This window comes from Pseudomonas sp. 8BK, from assembly GCF_902506475.1.
GTDB lineage: Bacteria > Pseudomonadota > Gammaproteobacteria > Pseudomonadales > Pseudomonadaceae > Aquipseudomonas > Aquipseudomonas anguilliseptica.
The window spans coordinates 4,169,010-4,187,381 of record NZ_LR733252.1; the positions used below are offsets into that span (position 1 = coordinate 4,169,010).

16 protein-coding genes are annotated in these 18,372 nt (G+C 61.2%); 11 read left to right on the top strand and 5 right to left on the bottom strand.

Annotated features, from left to right (window positions below; all coding sequences use genetic code 11):
- Positions 1 to 34: 34 nt before the first annotated feature.
- The gene (mreB, locus tag ACIN8IBEIGE_RS19490; RefSeq protein ID WP_090255536.1) at positions 35 to 1,072 is read right to left on the bottom strand and encodes a rod shape-determining protein MreB; all 1,038 of its coding nucleotides are present in this window, start codon (positions 1,070 to 1,072) and stop codon (positions 35 to 37) included.
- A 266-nt stretch (positions 1,073 to 1,338) separates the two neighbouring features.
- On the opposite strand from mreB, the gene gatC reads away from it, so the two are divergent.
- From gatC to pcaC, 6 genes are all read left to right on the top strand, one after another.
- The gene (gatC, locus tag ACIN8IBEIGE_RS19495) at positions 1,339 to 1,626 is read left to right on the top strand and encodes an Asp-tRNA(Asn)/Glu-tRNA(Gln) amidotransferase subunit GatC (protein WP_160016104.1); all 288 of its coding nucleotides are present in this window, start codon (positions 1,339 to 1,341) and stop codon (positions 1,624 to 1,626) included.
- Between the two features lie 15 nt (positions 1,627 to 1,641).
- Entirely contained in the window at positions 1,642 to 3,093 is a 1,452-nt protein-coding gene (gene gatA, locus ACIN8IBEIGE_RS19500; protein ID WP_160016105.1) for an Asp-tRNA(Asn)/Glu-tRNA(Gln) amidotransferase subunit GatA, read from the top strand.
- An 11-nt stretch (positions 3,094 to 3,104) separates the two neighbouring features.
- The gene (gatB, locus tag ACIN8IBEIGE_RS19505; protein ID WP_160016106.1) at positions 3,105 to 4,553 is read left to right on the top strand and encodes an Asp-tRNA(Asn)/Glu-tRNA(Gln) amidotransferase subunit GatB; all 1,449 of its coding nucleotides are present in this window, start codon (positions 3,105 to 3,107) and stop codon (positions 4,551 to 4,553) included.
- Positions 4,554 to 4,717: 164 nt separating this feature from the next.
- Entirely contained in the window at positions 4,718 to 5,089 is a 372-nt protein-coding gene (locus ACIN8IBEIGE_RS19510; protein ID WP_160016107.1) for a septal ring lytic transglycosylase RlpA family protein, read from the top strand.
- Between the two features lie 100 nt (positions 5,090 to 5,189).
- Positions 5,190 to 6,278: a calcium/sodium antiporter gene (locus ACIN8IBEIGE_RS19515; RefSeq protein WP_090377138.1), complete on the top strand. Its 1,089-nt coding sequence runs from the start codon at positions 5,190 to 5,192 to the stop codon at positions 6,276 to 6,278.
- 23 nt (positions 6,279 to 6,301) lie between these two features.
- Positions 6,302 to 6,676, top strand: coding sequence for a 4-carboxymuconolactone decarboxylase (pcaC, locus tag ACIN8IBEIGE_RS19520; RefSeq protein WP_160016108.1), 375 nt, complete (start codon positions 6,302 to 6,304; stop codon positions 6,674 to 6,676).
- Between the two features lie 55 nt (positions 6,677 to 6,731).
- Here the strand turns inward: pcaC and ACIN8IBEIGE_RS19525 are convergent, their stop codons facing one another.
- From ACIN8IBEIGE_RS19525 to ACIN8IBEIGE_RS19535, 3 genes are all read right to left on the bottom strand, one after another.
- Positions 6,732 to 7,673 (bottom strand): AEC family transporter, encoded by a 942-nt coding sequence (locus ACIN8IBEIGE_RS19525; protein WP_160016109.1) that lies wholly within the window; start codon positions 7,671 to 7,673, stop codon positions 6,732 to 6,734.
- 164 nt (positions 7,674 to 7,837) lie between these two features.
- Complete coding sequence (locus ACIN8IBEIGE_RS19530; protein WP_090377146.1) at positions 7,838 to 8,398, bottom strand: response regulator transcription factor; 561 nt, start codon at positions 8,396 to 8,398, stop codon at positions 7,838 to 7,840.
- A gap of 12 nt (positions 8,399 to 8,410) precedes the next feature.
- Complete coding sequence (locus tag ACIN8IBEIGE_RS19535; protein WP_160016110.1) at positions 8,411 to 9,664, bottom strand: ATP-binding protein; 1,254 nt, start codon at positions 9,662 to 9,664, stop codon at positions 8,411 to 8,413.
- Between the two features lie 257 nt (positions 9,665 to 9,921).
- Between ACIN8IBEIGE_RS19535 and ACIN8IBEIGE_RS19540 the strand changes: the two genes are divergently transcribed.
- Both ACIN8IBEIGE_RS19540 and ACIN8IBEIGE_RS19545 read left to right on the top strand, forming a co-directional pair.
- Entirely contained in the window at positions 9,922 to 10,635 is a 714-nt protein-coding gene (locus ACIN8IBEIGE_RS19540; protein WP_160016111.1) for an SIMPL domain-containing protein, read from the top strand.
- A 376-nt stretch (positions 10,636 to 11,011) separates the two neighbouring features.
- Complete coding sequence (locus ACIN8IBEIGE_RS19545; protein ID WP_160016112.1) at positions 11,012 to 12,610, top strand: ABC transporter substrate-binding protein; 1,599 nt, start codon at positions 11,012 to 11,014, stop codon at positions 12,608 to 12,610.
- 59 nt (positions 12,611 to 12,669) lie between these two features.
- Here ACIN8IBEIGE_RS19545 and ACIN8IBEIGE_RS19550 read toward each other — a convergent pair whose 3' ends face one another.
- Positions 12,670 to 13,896, bottom strand: a complete 1,227-nt coding sequence (locus ACIN8IBEIGE_RS19550; protein WP_160016113.1) for a Xaa-Pro peptidase family protein — start codon at positions 13,894 to 13,896, stop codon at positions 12,670 to 12,672.
- Between the two features lie 168 nt (positions 13,897 to 14,064).
- Between ACIN8IBEIGE_RS19550 and ACIN8IBEIGE_RS19555 the strand changes: the two genes are divergently transcribed.
- The 3 genes from ACIN8IBEIGE_RS19555 to ACIN8IBEIGE_RS19565 all read left to right on the top strand — a co-directional run bounded on the left by ACIN8IBEIGE_RS19555 (position 14,065) and on the right by ACIN8IBEIGE_RS19565 (position 18,273).
- A complete protein-coding gene (locus tag ACIN8IBEIGE_RS19555; protein WP_090377162.1) occupies positions 14,065 to 14,628 on the top strand; it encodes a cupin domain-containing protein in 564 nt (187 codons plus the stop codon).
- A gap of 268 nt (positions 14,629 to 14,896) precedes the next feature.
- Complete coding sequence (locus ACIN8IBEIGE_RS19560) at positions 14,897 to 16,468, top strand: ABC transporter substrate-binding protein (protein ID WP_372240029.1); 1,572 nt, start codon at positions 14,897 to 14,899, stop codon at positions 16,466 to 16,468.
- A gap of 212 nt (positions 16,469 to 16,680) precedes the next feature.
- Positions 16,681 to 18,273: an ABC transporter substrate-binding protein gene (locus ACIN8IBEIGE_RS19565; RefSeq protein ID WP_160016115.1), complete on the top strand. Its 1,593-nt coding sequence runs from the start codon at positions 16,681 to 16,683 to the stop codon at positions 18,271 to 18,273.
- Positions 18,274 to 18,372: the final 99 nt, after the last annotated feature.

Genomic DNA, 18,372 nt, shown 5'->3' on the forward strand with positions numbered 1-18,372 from the left:
CCGGCTTGCAGCTCAAGACTTGGAGCGGTCGCGCTTATTCCGAGGACAGCAGGTCCATGGTGTGGCGATCCATCATTTCCAGAGCCTTGCCGCCACCGCGTGCTACGCAGGTCAGCGGGTCTTCGGCGACGATCACCGGCAGGCCGGTTTCCTGCGACAGCAGTTTGTCCAGATCACGCAGCAGCGCGCCACCACCGGTCAGCACCAGGCCACGCTCGGCGATGTCGGAGGCCAGTTCTGGCGGCGATTGCTCCAGCGCGCTTTTCACCGCCTGAACGATGGTCGCCAGGGATTCCTGCAGCGCTTCCAGCACTTCGTTGGAGTTCAGGGTAAAGCTGCGCGGAACACCTTCGGCCAGGTTACGGCCACGGACGTCGACTTCACGCAGTTCGCCACCGGCGTAGGCGGTGCCGATTTCCTGCTTGATGCGCTCAGCGGTGGATTCACCGATCAGCGAACCATAATTGCGGCGCACGTAGGTGATGATTGCTTCGTCGAAACGGTCGCCACCGACGCGTACAGACTCTGCGTAAACGACACCATTAAGGGAAATCAGCGCGATTTCAGTGGTACCACCACCGATATCGACGACCATCGAGCCACGAGCTTCTTCAACCGGCAGGCCAGCACCGATGGCAGCCGCCATTGGCTCTTCAATCAGGAACACTTCACGAGCACCGGCACCGAGGGCCGACTCACGGATGGCGCGACGCTCTACCTGAGTGGATTTGCACGGCACACAGATCAGCACGCGCGGCGATGGCTGCAGGAAGCTGTTTTCGTGAACCTTGTTGATGAAGTACTGCAGCATCTTTTCGCAGACGCTGAAGTCGGCGATCACGCCGTCTTTCATTGGACGGATAGCAGCAATGTTGCCCGGGGTACGGCCGAGCATGCGTTTGGCTTCGGTTCCGACCGCCACCACGCTTTTCTGGTTACCGTGGGTACGAATAGCAACGACCGACGGCTCATTCAGCACAATGCCGCGCTCGCGAACATAAATCAGGGTATTGGCAGTGCCCAGGTCAATCGACAGATCGCTGGAAAACATGCCACGCAGTTTTTTGAACATGGGATAGGGACCCTAGGCAACGCGTGGGTAAAGGCGAAGCGCGGTAAAGGCGCTGCTAAAAAGTGCGGCAAACTCTAACAACGGCAGGGATTTTGAGCAAGGCACCAATATGTTAGATTGCCGGCTTTTCCGGGCTTTAAGGCCCATCATCGCGGCCTTTGACCGCCACCTGTCACGATCTGTTCCCTGCGCACCCGTGCATGGCGACCCGTTCACATTTCCAAAGGCGGCCAGCGACTGCGCTGCTTTATATAGGGAGAAACCTGATGGCGCTTGAACGCTCCGACGTGGAGAAAATCGCTCATCTGGCCCGACTGGGCCTGAATGAAGCCGATATCCCGGCTACCACCGAGACCCTCAATAACATTCTCGGCCTGATCGATAAGATGCAGGCCGTCAACACCGACGGCATCGAGCCACTGGCTCACCCGCTGGAAGCCACTCAGCGTCTGCGCGCCGACCAGGTCACCGAACACAACCAGCGCGAGGCCTATCAGGCTATCGCTCCAGCCGTGGAAAACGGTCTGTACCTGGTTCCGAAAGTCATCGAGTAAGGGAAACGCCCAGCCATGCATCAACTGACTCTGGCAGAGATCGCCCGCGGACTCGCCGACAAGCAATTTTCCGCCGAAGAGCTGAGCCGCAGCCTGCTGGCGCGCATCAAGCAGCTCGACCCGCAGCTCAACAGCTTTATCACCGTCACCGAGGAGCTGGCTCTGGGCCAGGCCAAAGCGGCCGACGCCCGCCGCGCGGCCGGTGAGAGCGGCGCCCTGCTCGGCGCACCAATTGCTCACAAGGACCTGTTCTGCACCCAGGACGTACTGACCAGCTGCGGCTCGAAAATCCTCACCGGTTTCAAGGCCCCGTACAACGCCACGGTGGTGGAAAAGCTCGCCAGTGCTGGCGCCGTGACCCTGGGCAAGCTGAACATGGACGAATTCGCCATGGGCTCGGCCAACGAATCCAGCCACTACGGCGCGGTGAAAAACCCCTGGGACCTGAGCCGCGTACCCGGCGGCTCTTCCGGCGGTTCCGCCGCTGCAGTGGCCGCGCGCCTATTGCCGGCGGCCACCGGCACTGATACTGGCGGTTCGATTCGCCAGCCGGCGGCGCTGACCAACCTCACCGGGATCAAACCGACCTACGGCCGCGTCTCGCGCTGGGGCATGATCGCCTACGCCTCCAGCCTCGATCAGGGCGGCCCGCTGGCCCGTACCGCCGAGGACTGCGCACTGATGCTGCAGGCCATGGCCGGTTTCGACAGCAAGGACAGCACCAGCGTCGAGCAACCGGTCGATGATTACCTGGCCGCCCTCAGCCAACCATTGAGCGGTCTGCGCATTGGCCTGCCGAAGGAGTACTTCGGCGCAGGCCTCGACGCGCGTATCGGCGAGAAGGTAATGGCCGTGGTCGAAGCGCTGAAAAAGCTCGGCGCCAGTGTCAAGGAAATCAGCCTGCCGAATATGCAGCACGCGATTCCCGCCTACTACGTGATCGCTCCGGCCGAGGCCAGCAGCAACCTGTCGCGCTTTGACGGCGTGCGCTTTGGTTATCGCTGCGAAAACCCGGTGAATCTGGAAGACCTGTACAAGCGCTCGCGCGGCGAAGGCTTCGGTGCAGAAGTGAAGCGTCGCATCATGGTCGGCACCTACGCGCTGTCCGCTGGTTACTACGACGCCTATTACCTCAAGGCGCAGAAGATTCGCCGGCTGATCAAGAACGATTTTGTCGCCGCGTTCAATGACGTCGACGTGATCCTCGGCCCTACCACGCCAAACCTGGCCTGGAAGCTTGGCGAGAAGAACAACGACCCGGTCGCCGCCTACCTGGAAGACATCTACACCATCACCGCCAACCTCGCCGGCATCCCCGGCCTGTCGATGCCTGCCGGCTTCGTCGATGGTTTGCCGGTCGGCGTGCAATTGCTCGGCAACTACTTCCAGGAAGGCCGCCTGCTCAACGTCGCCCACCAGTACCAACAGGTTACTGACTGGCACACACAAGCTCCGGCTGGATTCTGAGGACGACACGCATGCAATGGGAAACCGTAATCGGGCTGGAGATTCACGCTCAGCTCAGCACCCAATCGAAGATTTTCTCCGCCAGCGCTATCGCCTTTGGCGCCGAACCCAACACCCAGGCCAGCCTGGTAGACCTCGGCATGCCCGGCACCCTGCCGGTGCTCAACGCCGAAGCGGTGCGCATGGCCTGCAAATTCGGCCTGGCGATTGATGCCGAAATCGCCCCGCACAACATCTTTGCCCGCAAGAACTACTTCTACCCGGACCTGCCCAAGGGCTACCAGACCAGCCAGATGGATCACCCCATCGTCGGCAAGGGTTTCCTCGATATCACCCTGGAAGACGGCACCAGCAAGCGCATCGGCATCACCCGCGCGCACCTGGAAGAGGACGCCGGCAAAAGCCTGCATGAAGACTTCCACGGCATGAGCGGCATCGACCTCAACCGCGCCGGCACGCCGCTGCTGGAGATCGTCTCCGAGCCGGACATCCGTTCTGCCAAGGAAGCCGTGGCTTACGTCAAGGCGATCCACGCCCTGGTGCGCTACCTGGGCATCTGCGACGGCAATATGGCCGAAGGCTCGCTGCGCTGCGATTGCAACGTCTCGGTACGATCCAAGGGCCAGGCCGAGTTCGGCACCCGCGCCGAGATCAAGAACGTCAACTCGTTCCGCTTCATCGAGAAGGCGATCAACCATGAGGTGCAGCGCCAGATCGAGCTGATCGAGGACGGCGGCAAGGTGGTGCAGGAAACCCGCCTGTACGACCCGAACAAGGATCAGACGCGCTCCATGCGCAGCAAGGAAGAAGCCAACGACTACCGCTACTTCCCCTGCCCTGACCTGCTTCCGGTGGTGATCGAGCAAAGCTTCCTCGACGAAGTGCGCGCCAGCCTGCCGGAGCTGCCGGTGCAGAAGCGCGAGCGCTTCGAGGCGCAGTTCGGCCTGTCCGCCTACGACGCCACGGTGCTGGCCGCCAGCCGCGAACTGGCCGACTACTTCGAGGCGGTCAACGCCGTGTGCGGCGACGCCAAACTGGCCGCCAACTGGGTGATGGGCGAGCTGTCCAGCCTGCTCAATAAGGACAACCTGGACATCGAGCAGTCGCCAGTCTCCGCCGACCAGCTGGGCGGCATGATCCTGCGCATCAAGGACAACACCATCAGCGGCAAGATCGCCAAGATGGTCTTCGAGGCCCTGGCCGCCGGTGAAGGCGCAAGCGCTGACGAAGTGATCGAGAAGAAGGGCCTTAAGCAGGTTACCGACTCCGGCGCCATCGAAGCCATGCTGGATGAAGTGCTGGCCGCCAACGCCGAACAGGTCGAACAGTACCGCGCCGCTGATGAAGCCAAGCGCGGCAAGATGTTCGGCTTCTTCGTCGGCCAGGCGATGAAGGCCTCGAAAGGCAAGGCCAACCCCGGCCAGGTGAACGAACTGCTGAAGAAAAAGCTCGAAGGCTAAGCCCCGGCTGCTCTAAGAGCATGCCAACGCATGCGTTGGCCCGGCGAGCGACCGACCATGGATGGTCGGGCCGGCACTCCCTACAAGCCAAGGATGGCTTGCTCTATCAACGCCGGGTCAGCCCGGCGTTGTTTTGTCTGCCGCCAATCTGCCCAGGAGTCGCCATGCGCCTGTTACTGATCGCCATCACCAGCTTGCTGCTCAGCGCCTGCGCCAGCCAGAGCCAGGTCGACCCGCAGGGCTACCGCGCCGAGGGCCAGGCGTCCTATTACGGCGCGCGCCACCACGGCAACAAGACCGCCAGTGGCGAACGCTTCGACCAGAATGCGCTGACCGCCGCGCATCGCAGCCTGCCGTTTGGCAGCCGGGTACAGGTGACCAACCTGCGCAACGACAAGCGGGTGGTGGTGCGCATCAACGACCGCGGCCCCTACGCCAAGAAGCGCATCATCGACCTTTCGCAAAAAGCCGCCGAACAGCTGGATATGCTGCGCGACGGCGTGGTGCCGGTGCGCGTGGAACAACTGGCCGACTGAACACAGCTGTTTACAAAGAAGCCGTAGACAGCACCGCTCAGCCTCTGGCGCCGCGCAAGCCGATGATTAAACTAGCGCGACTTTTATGGAGCCCCTTGCAATGACCCTGATGACCTTTGTTTATCTGATCGCCGGCCTGGTGCTGCTGGTCGCCGGCGCCGAGGTACTGGTACGCGGCGCGGCCAAACTCGCCGCACAGTTTGGTATTCCACCGCTGATTATCGGCCTGACCGTAGTGGCATTCGGTACCAGCGCCCCGGAAACCGCCGTCAGCGTGCAAGCGGCCTTCAACAATAGCGGCGACCTGGCCATTGGTAACGTAATCGGCAGCAATATCGCCAACGTGCTGCTGATTCTCGGCCTGACTGCAGTGGTTGCGCCGCTGATCGTCTCGCGCCAGCTGATCCGCCTGGACGTGCCGATCATGATCGGTGCCAGCCTGGTGGTTTATGCCCTGGCCTGGGACGGTAGCCTCAGCCGCCTCGATGGCGCCCTGCTGTTTGCCGGTGTAGTGACCTACACCGGCTTTCTGATTGTCAGCTCGCGCCGCGACAAGAGCAGCAATGAGGACGACGAGTTCGCCAAGGAGTTCGGTCTCAACGAGCCGGCCAAGCCCTACGCCTGGGCCATCAATCTGGGCCTGATCATTGCCGGCCTGGTACTGCTGGTCAGCGGCTCCAACTTCCTGGTTGAAGGCGCGGTGACCATGGCTCGCGCCCTGGGCATTTCGGAGCTGGTGATCGGCCTGACCGTGGTCGCAATCGGCACTTCGCTACCAGAACTGGCCACCTCGATCATGGCGGCCATCAAGGGCGAGCGCGATATCGCCGTGGGCAATATCGTCGGCAGCAATATCTTCAACCTGCTCTGCGTACTGGGCCTGGCTTCGCTGGTTTCGCCGCAGGCGATCAACGTCGCCGCCAACGCCCTGGCCTTCGACTTCCCAGTGATGATTGCAGTAGCCGTGGCCTGTTTGCCGATCTTCTTCGCCGGCTACCGCATCAACCGCTGGGAAGGTCTGCTGTTCCTTGCCTATTACGTGGCCTACACGGTCTACCTGGTGCTGTCGTCAACTGGCCGGCCGTTCGCCGAAGTGTTCGGTGATGCCCTGCTCGGTTACGCCCTGCCTCTGACCGCCGTGACTCTGGTGATCATCGCCGGCCGCGCCTGGCACAAGCAGAAAGCCTGACGGCCCATCAGGAGGAAAGCCGCATGAGTAACAGCCACGAGCAAGGCCTGAAAGTCCGCCGTGAGGTGATGGGTGACGCCTTTGTCGACCGCGCCCTGGATAACGCAACGGACTTCACCCAGCCGCTACAGGACTTCGTCAACGAACACGCCTGGGGCGGCGTGTGGACCCGCGAAGGCCTGGATCGCAAGACCCGCAGCCTGATCACCCTGTCGGCGCTGACCGCGCTGAAATGCCCACAGGAACTCAAGGGCCACGTGCGCGGCGCGTTGAACAACGGCTGCACGGTCGAAGAAATCCGCGAAACGCTGCTGCACTGCGCGGTGTATGCCGGCGTGCCGGCCGCCATTGATGCCTTTCGTGCGGCCCAGGAAGTGATCGCCGAGCAACAGGCCTGATTGCAGCACAATAAAAAACCGGGAATTGCCCGGCTTTTTTATGCCTGTGCGGCGGCTAGATCCAACCCGCCCACTGCAACACAAATAACCCTAGGTTGGTGGTCAGTACCGTGGCCAGAGTGGTCAGCACAATGATCGCCGCCGCCAACTGATGGTTGCCGCCCACCGCCTTGGCCATGACAAAACTGGCCGCCGCCGTGGGACTGGCGAAGTAGAGAAAGAGAATCGCCAGATCAGCATCGCGAAAGCCCCACAGCCAGGCGCCCAGGGTGGCCAGCAGCGGTAGCCAGAGCACCTTCATCAGGCTTGAGCTGATCGCCATGCCACTGCTCTCGCGCAGCGATTCCAGGGTCAGGGTGCCGCCAATGCAGATCAACGCCAGCGGCAGGCTCATCTGCGCAAAATATTCCCCGGAGGTCAGCAACCAGGCCGGCAGGGGAATCTGCCAGGCGGCAAAGGGAATGGCCGCCAGCACGCCAATGATCAGCGGATTGCTGAGGATGTTCTTGGTCAGGCTCCAGACATCGGTCTTGGCCTCTGGGCTGTAGATCGCCAGCACAATCGCCGACAGGGTGTTGTAGCTGAGGATCACCACCCCGCCGAGCACCGCGCCGACCGACAGGCCGTAATCACCGTACATGCTGGTGGCCAGCGCCAGGCCGATAATGCCGTTGTTGCCGCGAAATGCGCCCTGGGTGTAGATGCCGCGATCCGCCTCTGGGCAACGCAGGATTGCCCAGCCCCAAGCCAGCAGAAAGCAGCCCAGGGTCGCCAACACGAAGTACAGCAACAACGCCGGCTGTAACGCAGTATTCAGGTCGGCTTTTACAATCCCGAGAAACAACAGGGTGGGCAGCGTACCGCGAAAAACCAGCGCCGATGCGGTGTTGATAAAGGCCGTATCAATCAAGCCCAGACGCTTGAGCCCCACGCCAAGAAACAGCATGGAGAACACCGGAGCGGTAACGCTGATGGTTTGCTGAACGACGGCGAGCATGGCAGCCCCTGACCAGTTAGATAGGGGGCTAATGTAACAAGGCTTACCGACGGAAAGCTTTCAGCAACCTTTCATGCAAGAAAAAACGCAGGGCGTGCTTTTAACTTCATACAGCGACGGCCCGCAGGGTGACCGTCACTAGAAGGCAGGCTTAAAAACAGCCTTTAACGGCGTACCGGACGCTTCTGCAACTTGCGCTGCAAGGTGCGTCGATGCATGCCCAGGGCGCGGGCGGTGGCGGAGATATTGCCTTCGTGCTCACTGAGCACGCGCTGAATATGCTCCCACTGCAGGCGATCCACCGACATCGGATTTTCCGGCACCAGGCTTTCCAGATCGGCATGCTGGGTCAGCAGCGCGGCCAGCACATCATCGGCATCGGCCGGTTTGCACAGGTAGTTGCAGGCGCCACGCTTGATCGCCTCCACCGCGGTGGCAATGCTCGAATAGCCGGTCAGGATCACCACGCGCATTTCGGCGTCCAGCTCCAGTAGCTTGGGCAGCAGCACCAGACCGGAGTCGCCTTCCATCTTCAGATCAACCACCGCGTAATCCGGCAGATCCTGCTCAGCCAGAGCCAGGCCTTCTTCCGCCGAACCGGCGGTGGACACACGCAGGCCGCGCCGACTCATGGCGCGAGCCATCACGCGGGTGAAAGTCGGATCGTCGTCGACCAACAGCAGGTGCGGTTGCTCTTCGCCTTCGAACAGCACTTCGTCGCTCATTCGCGTAGTTCCTTAAGCTCGGCCATAGGCGCGCGGCAATTTCAGCTCGGTGAGCGTGCCGCCTTCTTCGTGGTTATACAGTTTAACCGTGCCGCCGGCACGGGTGACGCTGGCCTGGCTGAGGAACAGGCCCAGACCAAAACCCTTGCCCTTGGTGGTGAAAAAAGGCCGCCCCAGTTGCTCGGCAATCGCCAGCGGCACACCGGCGCCAAAGTCACGAATGCTCAGGCGCAGCCACTGGTGATCCCAGTCCAGGCGAATGTCCAGCTTGTCCGGGCAGGCGTCGGCCGCGTTATTCAGCAGGTTGAGCAGAGCCTGAGTCAGATCGGCCGGCGGCATCATCTTTGGGGGGACGCCACGGCCCAGACACTGGTAGCGATAACTGGCTTCCGGGCGCATCAGGTGCCAGCGATTGAGGGTGGTTTCCAGCCACTCGACTGACGACAGCTCAATCACCGCCTGACGGCGATCCGCTTCAGCGGCACGCACCAGGTGTTGCAGGGTTTCCTTGCACAGCTTGACCTGCTCCTGCAGCACCGCCAGGTCCTCTTGAAGAGTCGGCTCCTGATGCTCGCGGCGCAACTCCTTGATCAGCACGCTCATGGTCGCCAGCGGCGTACCCAACTCATGCGCAGCTCCAGCGGCCTGAGTCGCCACGGCGAGCAGCTGCTGGTCACGCAAGCCTTCTTCACGGCGCTCGGCGCGCAGTTCTTCCTGATGGCGCAACTCCTCGGCCATCTTCGCCACGAAGAAGGTGATCAGCCCAGCGGCCAGGGCAAAGCTCAGCCACATACCGTAGATCAACAGGCTTTCCCGTGGCCCCGCCGGCAACTCCAGCGGGTGCGACCAGACCAGCAGAAAGGTGTACCCACCCAGCGCCAGGCCGGACAGGATGATGGTGTAGAGCCAGGGCAAGGTCGCTGCGGCAATCGTCAGCGGCACCAGGTAATAGGAGACGAAGGGGTTGGTCGAGCCACCCGAGTAATACAGCAGCAGGCTGTGGATGATCAGGTCGCAGCCCAGCTGCACCGCATATTCCTGCTCGGTCACCGGCCAGGGCCCACGCAGACGCAGGGCGGTCAGCAGACACAGCACCAGGGAAATACCGAGGGTGACACTCAGCTCCAGCCAGGGCAGCGGCAACGCGCCAGACTTGTAGGCCAGCCCCACAGAACCGGCCTGCGCGGCCAGCACCAGAATACGGATCAGGGTCAGGCGCCAGAGGTTTTGCCGGCTCGCCGACAGTAGCTGCACAGGTGCGAGCATAGAATCTCCAAGTTGCTCATTCAGCGAGCCGCAGGAGTATAACCAAGCCTCTGTACAGCCAGCTGCGGCAACACGCCGCAGCAAGCCAGCTGCAAGGCAAATTGCACGGAGCCACGTTCAATAGCGTGCAAGGTGACCGCTATAAATAACCGGCCGTAAAAATGTGGAACCGGATTTAACCCGTTCAGTCTGATAGCTACGTCTACCCTCTGGAAAGCCGCGCATACCCCATGCGCCCAACATATAAAGGAATCGTCATGCTGCCATTGTCCCGCCTCGCCACCGCCCTGCTGCTGAGCACCACCACCCTGCTGAGCGCCACGGTCATGGCCGAAGAAGCGCGCTATAACCAGGTCGCACTGCGCGCCGAGGTCACTCAGGAAATTGCCCACGACCTGATGCACGTCACCCTCTACAGCGAAGCCCAGGACAGCGACCCAGCCGCCCTCGCCGCGCAGATCAGCAAGACCCTGAATGCCAGCATCGCCCAGGCGCGCAAGGTCAAAGGCGTCAGCGTCGCCTCCGGCAGCCGCAACAGCTACCCGGTGTACGACGACAAGGGCCAGAAAATTACTGCCTGGCGCGAGCGCGCTGAGCTGCGCCTGGAAAGCGCCGATTTCAGCGCACTGTCCAAGCTCACCGGGGAAATGCTGCAAACCCTGAAAATGGGTGGAATGAACTTCAGCATCGCCTCGGACACCCGCAAGACCCACGAAGACGCCTTGCTCAAGGACGCCGTGGCAGCCTTCAAGGCCCGCGCACAATTGGCCACCGAAGCCCTCGGCGGCAGCGGTTACAAGCTGGTCAGCCTGAGCCTCAACACCGGTGGCTTCCAGCCACCGATGCCGATGCGTATGGAGGCTATGAAAGGTGCGGCGATGATGGATGCGGCGGTGACGCCGGAGATCGAAGCCGGCACCAGCCAGGTCAACATCAACGCCGATGGCGTAATCGAAGTACAGATGCCCTGAGGACCAGCGCAAAGTTTGCTGCGCGTCGGCCCTGCTGCGTTAAAAACAGGCTCGGAATGCTCATGTACAGCTCGTACACTCCGCGTCCTCACCTGTTTTTGCCTTGCATGACTCTAGCTCGCAAGACTTTGAGCAGGCCCCAAAGAAAAGCATCAGCTGCTACAAACAAAAGCAGCGCCGTTATCCGACGATAGCGGCGCCTTGCCATGCTTTTCTCGTACTTTTATAGATATGCGACACCAACATACTGTTGCGTCGTCATTCCTGTTCTCTCTGCGACATGTCACTTGCCTACGGCATACGCCCTGCATAGCTTCTTCCAAGGCCTCCATAAGAGGCTCCTCAGGATCACAACCACAATAACCATGAGGTCACTATGCGTAAGAACGCCGTCATCCAGGCTTTACTCGCCGCTGGGCTGATCGCCAGCACGCCACTTGCCAGCGCCGCCGGCAACCTGGTGTTCTGCTCCGAAGGCAGCCCTGCCGGGTTCGACCCGGGCCTGTACACCACCGGTACCGATTTCGATGCTGCAGCGGAAACCGTGTTCAACCGCCTGAGCCAGTTCGAGCGTGGCGGCACTGCAGTCATCCCCGGCCTGGCCGAGAAGTGGGACATCAGCGAAGACGGCCTGAGCTATACCTTTCACCTGCGCCCGAAGGTGAAATTCCACACCACCGAATACTTCACGCCGAGCCGCGACTTCAACGCTGATGACGTGCTGTTCACCTTCCAGCGCATGCTCGACAAGGATCACCCGTTCCGCAAAGCCTACCCGTCAGAGTTCCCCTACTTCACCGATATGGGTATGGACGCGAACATCGCCAAGATCGAAAAACTCGACGACATGACCGTCAAGTTCACCCTTAACGAAGTCGACGCCGCCTTTATCCAGAACCTGGCGATGAGCTTCGCCTCGATCCAGTCCGCCGAATACGCCGATAGCCTGCTCAAGGCCGGCAAGGCCGCCGATATCAACCAAAAGCCCATCGGCACTGGCCCGTTCGTGTTCAGCCGCTACCAGAAGGACGCGGTGATCCGCTTCAAGGGCAACAAGGAATACTGGCAACCAGATGAGGTGAAAATCGACAACCTGATCTTCGCCATCAACACCGACGCCTCGGTGCGCATGCAGAAGCTCAAGGCCGGCGAATGCCAGGTCACCCTGTTCCCACGTCCGGCGGATCTGGATGCGCTGAAAAAAGACCCGAACCTGGACATGCCCGAGCAGGCCGGCTTCAACGTCGGCTATATCGCCTACAACGTCACCCACCCGCCGTTCGACAAACTCGAAGTGCGCCAGGCGCTGGACATGGCGGTGAACAAGCAGGGCATCATCGACGCGGTGTACCAGAGCGCCGGCCAGCTGGCGGTCAACGGCATGCCGCCGACCCAGTGGTCCTACAACGACAGCATCAAGGACCCCGCCTACAACCCGGAGAAGGCCAAGGAACTGCTCAAGGCCGCCGGCATTAAGGAAGGCACCGAAATCACCCTGTGGGCCATGCCGGTGCAGCGCCCGTACAACCCCAACGCCAAACTGATGGCCGAGATGCTCCAGGCCGACTGGGCCAAGGTCGGCGTCAAGGCCAAGATCGTCACCTACGAGTGGGGCGAGTACCTCAAGCGCTCCAAGGCCGGCGAACACGACGCCATGCTGATCGGCTGGAGCGGCGACAACGGTGACCCGGACAACTGGCTGGGCACACTCTACGGCTGCGACGCAGTGGACGGCAACAACTTCTCCAAGTGGTGCTTCGAGGACTACGACAAGCTGATCAAGGCCGCCAAGCGCACCACCGACGTGGCCGAGCGCACCGAGCTGTACAAGCAGGCTCAGGTGATTCTCAAGCGTGAAGTGCCGATCACCCCGATCGCTCACTCCACGGTCTATCAACCAATGAGCAAAAAGGTTGAGGACTTCCGCATCAGCCCGTTCGCGCTGAACTCGTTCTACGGCGTCGGCGTCAAGTAACCACCTCGGCAATAAAAACGGCGGCCAATGGCCGCCGTTTTTATTTACTGCAACAGCACTTATCCCAAACCGAACGGATCATCCAGCGAATGGCTCGGCGCAGTGAACCAGCGCGGCCCATCGGCACCCATGTAGAAGTGATCCTCCAGACGCACGCCGAACTCGCCCGGCACGCAAATCATCGGCTCATTGCTGAAGCACATGCCCTCGGCCAACGGCGTCAGATCGCCGCGCACCAGATACGGCCCCTCATGGATATCCAGGCCGATACCGTGGCCAGTGCGATGCGGCAGCCCCGGCAATTTGTAGTCCGGGCCCAGACCCGCCGCTTCCAGGGTGCGCCGCGCCGCAGCATCTACCGCCTGGCAGGGCTGACCGAGCTGCGCGGCCTCGAATGCCGCAAGCTGCGCGGCTTTCTCGATATTCCAGAAGTCGCGCTGACGCTGGCTGGGCTCGCCGAAGACATAGCTGCGGGTGATGTCCGACAGATAGCCATGCACCTGGCAACCGGTGTCGATCAGCACCATGTCGCCCTGCTTGAGGGTCTGCGCGTGTTTGACCCCATGGGGAAAGGCACTGGCCGGGCCAAATAGCACGATGCAGAACGTCGAACCTGCGGCGCCGACAGCGCGATGCGCCTGCTGGATAAACTCAGCAACCGCCGTGGTGCTGATACCTTCATGCAGCATACTGGCGACGGCTTTATGCACCTCGAGGGTCATATCCTTGGCACGCTGCATCAGGGCCAGCTCCGCCGCTGATTTGCGCTGCCGGCAGTAAGCGCTGATCACCGCGCCATCGACAAACTCGTAGCCCCGGGCCAGACGGCGTATGCCATCGACCATAAAGAACGCCAGGGTAGGACAGAGGCCGACTTTCACTGGCTGCTCTGGGTCGGCCGTGATGCCCATCCGCCGCAGAGTGTCGAGCAACAACTGATAGGGGCTTTCGTGCTCCTGCCAGGTATTGATGTCGCCAGCAAGCACCTGAAAATCGCGAATCGTCCCGACCTCGAACGCCGGGGCCAGATACTCCAACGGCCCATCAGCGGGAAGGATGGCCCCCACCATGCGCTCACTGGGATGCCAGCGCACACCAGTGAAATACTGCAGATTGCTACCGGCATTGATAAACATCGCGGCAATACCTTCGGCCTGCATCCGCGCCTGGGCACGACTCACTCGTGCCTGGTATTCACCAAGCGCGATGGGTTGCGCGCCATCCATCATGTTGTGCAGCCCGGCAAGCGCCTGTTGCGGCGTACAACCTCCGACACCGAGGGTCATCTCGCGCTCCTTTGTATGGATTGTGATTTGGCTGCGCGAAATTTAAGTCCGACTTAAATAGAGCGCAACGATTATTTTAGTAACACTTAAATTCCAAAGCATTGTCCGACGACTTTCCTGCACGATGCCGAACGGTATACTGACGCTCTTTCAGCATGAGCCAGGGTTATGACCGCAGATCGCATCGGAGAACGTTTGCGCCGCTATCGGCGGGCCGCGAAGAAGACCCTGAATGAAGTCGCGAGCGAGTCGGGGCTTACCGCCAGCTTCCTCTCCCAGGCCGAGCGCAACCTGACCGGCATCTCGATTTCCTCATTGGCCAGCATCGCCAAGTCACTCGATATTCCGCTCAATGTGCTGTTCGACCAACCGCCGCAACCCGAGCCCGACTCCCACCAGGGCGAGCGGGTGCGCTACACCATCGAAGGCCAGCCCCTGGCCTATGAGCGGCTGTCCAGCAGCTTTCCAGGCAACCAGTTGAACGCGGTGAAAATGAGCATGCCAGTCGGCTATCAATCCGAACTGATCGCCCATGAAGGTGCCGAATTTGCCTACGTGTTGTCCGGCAAGATTCTCTACACCATCGACGGCCGCCAATACCCATTGAGCGCCGGCGACTCGGTGCACTTCGATGCCGGCAAAGCCCACCGCCTGGCCAATGTCGGCAGCGACGTAGCGGAAATGCTGGCCATCACCACCCTGAGCCTGTTCGACGACCACAGCACGCCCTGACCCCGCGCACTGCTACTGCTCTAGCACAATGTCGCGACAACCAATGTTAGTAGCGCTTAATTTTTGTTGACCTCAATTTCAGCATGACTTAATTTCGAGCGCGACAGGTTGCTGAGCGATTTCGCTCCACCGCAGCTCTGGGCCGGCCTCTTCACCCAATAGGCCGGAACGCAGCGGTGCTGATCACAGCCCACGAGGCTGACCCTCAATGACGCCCAAAAAAAGAATAAATGAGGTACTCATGCGCACTCACACGTCCATCCAGGCCATGCTCGTCGCCGGACTGCTTCTCGGCTCGACATACGCATCCGCCAGCAACCTCGTGTACTGCTCCGAAGGCAGTCCCGGCGGTTTCGATCCAGGCCAATACACCACCGGCACCGACTTCGACGCCGCCTCGGAAACCCTGTTCAACCGCCTAGCCCAGTTCGAGCGCGGCAGCACCCTGGCCGTACCGGCCCTGGCTACCGAGTGGCAGGCCAGTGAAGACGGTCTGAGTTACACCTTCAAGCTGCGGCCTGGGGTGAAATTCCACAGCACCGAGTACTTCACCCCCAGCCGCACCTTCAACGCTGATGACGTGGTGTTCACCTTCCAGCGCATGCTCGACAAGGATCATCCGTTCCGTAAGGCCTACCCGACCGAGTTCCCGTACTTCACCGACATGGGCCTGGACAAGAACATCGCCAAGGTGGAGAAGGTCGACGACCTCACCGTGCGCTTCACCCTGAACAATGTGGACGCGGCCTTTATCCAGAACCTGGCGATGAACTTCGCCGCCATCCACTCCGCCGAATACGCTGACCAGTTGCTCAAGGCCGGCAAAGCCGCCGACATCAACCAGAAGCCAATCGGCACCGGCCCCTTTGTCTTCAACCGCTACCAGAAAGATGCGCAGATTCGCTTCAAGGGCAACAAGGACTACTGGCTGCCGGAAGATGTGCAGATCGACAACCTGATCTTCGCCATCAACACCGACGCCTCGGTGCGCGCGCAAAAGCTCAAGGCTGGCGAATGCCAGATCACCCTGAACCCGCGCCCGGCGGATCTCGCCGCACTGCAGAAAGACCCTAACCTGCAGGTGCCCAGCCAGCCTGGCTTCAATCTGGGTTACATCGCCTACAACGTGACCCGCGCGCCATTCGACAAAGTCGAAGTGCGTCAGGCGCTGGACATGGCCATCGATAAACCGGCGATCATCAGCGCGGTCTACCAGGGTGCCGGGCAACTGGCGGTCAACGCCATGCCGCCGACCCAGTGGTCCTATGACGAAAGCATCAATGCCATCCCGCAAGACATCGAAAAAGCCAAGGCCCTGCTCAAGCAGGCTGGCGTGGCCGAAGGCACCAAGATCACCCTGTGGGCCATGCCCGTACAGCGCCCGTATAACCCCAACGCCAAACTGATGGCCGAAATGCTCCAGGCCGACTGGGCCAAGGTCGGCATCCAGGCAGAGATCGTCAGCTACGAGTGGGGCGAGTACATCAAGCGCGCCCATGCCGGCGAGCACGACGCCATGCTGATCGGCTGGACCGGCGACAACGGTGACCCGGACAACTGGCTGGGCACCCTGTATGGCTGCGATTCGGTCAATGGCAACAACTTCTCCAAATGGTGCGATGCCGGCTACGACAAGATCGTCAAGCAGGCCAAGGCCGTTACCGATCGCAACGCCCGCAGCGAGCTGTATCAGCAGGCGCAGCAGATCATCCTGCAACAACTGCCGATCTCCCCGATCGCGCACTCAACGGTCTACCAGCCCATGCGCAACAGCGTAAAAGGCTTCGAGATCAGCCCCTTCGGGCGCAACAGCTTCTACGGCGTCAGCAACACGCGCTGAGAGTGGCATCAACGGCGGGCCTGAGCGCCCGCCGAACACCTAATAAGAACGACTGTATTCCTCCTCCGGCAACCACCGGCTGAGTGTTTCGTAGCTGCCAAAACGTTAGCAAGAGTGCGCTTCCCAAGTGTTGCCGAGGCTGTTTCGCCCCGGCGACAGATAGTCTGCAAAGCACTCCTTGCCTGATCAAAAGCCGTTACAGGAGCCAACAGATGACATTCGCCCTTCGCGCCAGCATTGTTTTGAGCCTCGCCTTCGCCTGCGCGGCCGTCCAGGCAAAACCATTGGTGGTGTGCACCGAGGCAGCGCCGGAAGGCTTCGATATCGTGCAATACACCACGGCGGTAACCGCCGATGCGACGTCTGAAGCACTGTTTGATCGCCTGGTGCGCTTCAAGCCCGGCACCACCGAAATCGAACCGGCCCTGGCCGAGCGCTGGGACATAAGCCCGGACGGACTGAGCTACACCTTTCACCTGCGCAAAGGGGTGAAATTCCACAGCACGCCCTGGTTTACCCCCAGCCGCGAGATGAACGCCGATGATGTGCTGTGGAGCATCCAGCGCCAGCATGACCCCAAGCACCCTTGGCATGCTCAGGCCAACCGCGGCTTTCCGTATTTCGAGGCCATGGAGTTCGGCAAGCTGATTGACCGCATCGAAAAACTCGACGAGCACAGCGTGCGCTTTGTACTCAATCAGCCGCAGGCGCCCTTCCTCGCCGATCTGGCCATGGGTTTTACCTCGATCTATTCCGCCGAGTATGCCGAGCAGCTGCTCAAAGCCGGCAAGCAGGAACTGCTCAACAGCCAACCGGTCGGCACCGGGCCATTCGTGCTGCAGCGCTACGCCAAGGATGCTCAAGTGCGCTACACCAGCCATCCGGACTACTGGGATGGCGAACCGGCTTCGGAAAAGCTGCTGTTTGCCATTACCACCGATCCCAATGTGCGCATCCAGAAGCTGCGCTCCGGAGCCTGCAACATTGCCCTGTATCCACGCCCCTTCGATATTCCGGCGCTCAAGGCCGATGACAAGCTGAAGGTGCTGGAGCTTGATTCGCTGCTGACCGCCTACGTAGCCCTCAACGTGCGCCACAAACCACTGGACGATGTGCGCGTGCGCCAGGCGATCAACCTGGCCTTCGACAAGCAGGCCTACCTCGGCGCGCAATTCGGCGCCGAGGGTGCCAGCCCGGCCATCGCCCCCTACCCGTCGACACTGCTTGGCTATGACAATCAGCTTGAGGGCTGGCCCCATGATCCTCAGCGCGCCCGTCAGCTGCTCGCAGAGGCTGGCCACGCGGATGGCATCAGCCTGTCGATCTGGACCCGCCCAGGCGGCGGCCCCACCAACCCCAACCCATCACTCGGCGCACAGATGCTGCAAGCCGACCTGACAGCGGTCGGCATCAAAACCGACATCCGCGTGATGGAGTGGGGCGAGCTGATCAAACGGGCGAAAAATGGCGAGCATGACCTGGTTTTTATGGGCTGGGCCGGCGACAACGGCGACCCGGACAACTTCCTCACCCCCAACCTGTCCTGCGCCGCCGCGCAGAGCGGCGAGAACCAGGCCGGCTGGTGTGATGCCGAGTTCGACCGGCTGATCATCCAGGCCCGGGAAACCACCGAGCCACAGCAGCGCGCTGCGCTCTACCGCCAGGCACTGGCGATTTTCCACCAACAAGCACCGTGGATTCCCCAGGCTCACCCCAAGCAATTCAGCGCGGTCAGCCGTGATGTCGAGGGTTTTACCCTCAGCCCCATGGGCTCGAACAATTACGCCAAGATAAAGCGGCACTGATTCTGCAAGCAGCACTCAAAACAGGGCTACTGCCGCGCACCAGCCGCGCGCCAGTAGCAGATCGACACAATATGCCAGCGGCCCACGTAGCCGTTGGCG

Excerpts from the sequence above, each read along its gene's own strand:
- ACIN8IBEIGE_RS19525 (WP_160016109.1), bottom strand. The coding sequence starts at position 7,673 with ATGCTCGCCGTCGTTCAGCAAACCATCAGCGTTACCGCTCCGGTGTTC.
- ACIN8IBEIGE_RS19510 (WP_160016107.1), top strand. The coding sequence starts at position 4,718 with ATGCGCCTGTTACTGATCGCCATCACCAGCTTGCTGCTCAGCGCCTGC.
- ACIN8IBEIGE_RS19555 (WP_090377162.1), top strand. The coding sequence starts at position 14,065 with ATGACCGCAGATCGCATCGGAGAACGTTTGCGCCGCTATCGGCGGGCC.
- ACIN8IBEIGE_RS19550 (WP_160016113.1), bottom strand. The coding sequence starts at position 13,896 with ATGACCCTCGGTGTCGGAGGTTGTACGCCGCAACAGGCGCTTGCCGGG.
- ACIN8IBEIGE_RS19565 (WP_160016115.1), top strand. The coding sequence starts at position 16,681 with ATGACATTCGCCCTTCGCGCCAGCATTGTTTTGAGCCTCGCCTTCGCC.
- pcaC (WP_160016108.1), top strand. The coding sequence starts at position 6,302 with ATGAGTAACAGCCACGAGCAAGGCCTGAAAGTCCGCCGTGAGGTGATG.
- ACIN8IBEIGE_RS19530 (WP_090377146.1), bottom strand. The coding sequence starts at position 8,398 with ATGAGCGACGAAGTGCTGTTCGAAGGCGAAGAGCAACCGCACCTGCTG.
- ACIN8IBEIGE_RS19515 (WP_090377138.1), top strand. The coding sequence starts at position 5,190 with ATGACCCTGATGACCTTTGTTTATCTGATCGCCGGCCTGGTGCTGCTG.
- gatC (WP_160016104.1), top strand. The coding sequence starts at position 1,339 with ATGGCGCTTGAACGCTCCGACGTGGAGAAAATCGCTCATCTGGCCCGA.
- ACIN8IBEIGE_RS19540 (WP_160016111.1), top strand. The coding sequence starts at position 9,922 with ATGCTGCCATTGTCCCGCCTCGCCACCGCCCTGCTGCTGAGCACCACC.
- mreB (WP_090255536.1), bottom strand. The coding sequence starts at position 1,072 with ATGTTCAAAAAACTGCGTGGCATGTTTTCCAGCGATCTGTCGATTGAC.
- ACIN8IBEIGE_RS19535 (WP_160016110.1), bottom strand. The coding sequence starts at position 9,664 with ATGCTCGCACCTGTGCAGCTACTGTCGGCGAGCCGGCAAAACCTCTGG.
- gatA (WP_160016105.1), top strand. The coding sequence starts at position 1,642 with ATGCATCAACTGACTCTGGCAGAGATCGCCCGCGGACTCGCCGACAAG.
- gatB (WP_160016106.1), top strand. The coding sequence starts at position 3,105 with ATGCAATGGGAAACCGTAATCGGGCTGGAGATTCACGCTCAGCTCAGC.
- ACIN8IBEIGE_RS19560 (WP_372240029.1), top strand. The coding sequence starts at position 14,897 with ATGCTCGTCGCCGGACTGCTTCTCGGCTCGACATACGCATCCGCCAGC.
- ACIN8IBEIGE_RS19545 (WP_160016112.1), top strand. The coding sequence starts at position 11,012 with ATGCGTAAGAACGCCGTCATCCAGGCTTTACTCGCCGCTGGGCTGATC.